We start from the raw sequence: 1,440 nt of genomic DNA, 5'->3' as shown, positions 1-1,440 counted from the left end.
TGATATGCTCCCCTTTAAGTAGACAGATGAAATAAATCATCTGTTTTGCTTAGAGGGGAGCATTTTTATGCCTTATCGAGGATATACGACCGAGCAGAAAATAGAAATCATCCACGCTTTTGATCAGAGGACAATGAATATGGCTGAGTTTTGTCGTCATTGGGACATCAACGAAAAGACGTTAAGGGGATGGATCGATCGGTACGAACGCCATGGAGCCGAAGCGCTGACGAAAGCCACCCAGTGGAAGCGGTATCCCCCGGAATGGAAACAAGAAGCTGTGGAAGCGTACCTGAATGAGGGGATATCCCAGCGGGATATTATTAACCTCTACGGCATTTCGAGTAGATCCGTGCTTCAAAGGTGGATCATGCAGTATCATGAAGGGACCCTATCCAAGAAAAGAGGCGGTTCCCCGATGACACACGCACGCTCCACCACCTGGCAGGAACGAATCACGATTGTGCAGGATTGCCTGGCCCAACAGAAGGATTACAGTCGTGTCGCCGAGCAGCATCAGGTTTCCTACCACCAAGTGTATCAGTGGGTCCGAAAATACGAACAGGGCGGCTGGGAAGCCCTGGAGGACCGGCGTGGCCATTCCCGGCCATCCCAAGCGTTAACCAACGAAGAGCGAGCCGAACTGGAAAAACGACAGATCGAGAAGGAAAACGAGCAATTGCGCATGGAGAATGCGTTTTTAAAAAAGCTCCAAGAGATCGAAAGGAGGGATCGCTGACCCGGGTACGTTATGCGTCCCGGTTTCAAGCCATTCAGGAGCTGCAGGAGGAACAGGGGTTTCCGGTGCAGGCGTTGTGCCGGATTGCCGGGGTTTCCCGGGCAGCCTATTACAAATGGCGGAAACGCACCCCCACGGCAGAGGAAAAGCACAATGAGGCACTGATGGTGCACGTTCGGGAGGTGCAGACCCGGGTGCGGGGCATTTATGGCTACCGGCGGATGGCCCAACACCTAACCCGGGAGCTGGGCCGACCGGTCAACCGGAAACGCCTGTACCGGCTCATGAAGATCTATGATCTTCAGGCTGTGATTCGGCGGAAGAAGAAACGCTCGCCGGCAGCTTCGCCCCAACATGTGGAGGCGAACAAACTCGACCGGGATTTTCAGGCTTCCCGGCCCAATGAGAAATGGCTGACGGACGTCACCGAATTTGTGGACGCTACCGGGCGAAAAGCGTTTCTCAGCGTCGTGTTCGATCTGTACGACAAGTCGATCATCCACTATGAAATCAGCCCGTTCAATAATAATCCCCTGGTCTTTCAGACCATGGAACAAGCTCTTCGAGCTTGTCCGGGCGCCCAGCCCATGATTCACAGCGACCGGGGCTTCCAGTACACCTCGCGCGGCTTTAAAGCCATCGTAGAGGCCCACGGCTTGGATCACAGCATGTCGCGGGTGTCCCGATGTCTGGACAACGGG

The 1,440-nt window shown here is 54.3% G+C and carries 2 protein-coding genes; both read left to right on the top strand.

Features of this window, described 5'->3' with window-relative positions; genetic code table 11:
• Positions 1-67 precede the first annotated feature (67 nt).
• The gene (locus G548_RS0116855) at positions 68-739 is read left to right on the top strand and encodes a helix-turn-helix domain-containing protein (RefSeq protein ID WP_027847514.1); all 672 of its coding nucleotides are present in this window, start codon (positions 68-70) and stop codon (positions 737-739) included.
• The coding region (locus G548_RS0116850; RefSeq protein WP_245558619.1) for an IS3 family transposase at positions 679-1,440 on the top strand (762 nt) is incomplete at its 3' end. The genes G548_RS0116855 and G548_RS0116850, both read left to right, overlap by 61 nt.

This window comes from Marinococcus halotolerans DSM 16375 (assembly GCF_000420725.1).
In the GTDB taxonomy this organism is placed as follows: Bacteria; Bacillota; Bacilli; order Bacillales; family Marinococcaceae; genus Marinococcus; species Marinococcus halotolerans.
This window is presented reverse-complemented; position numbering and strand designations above follow the sequence as displayed.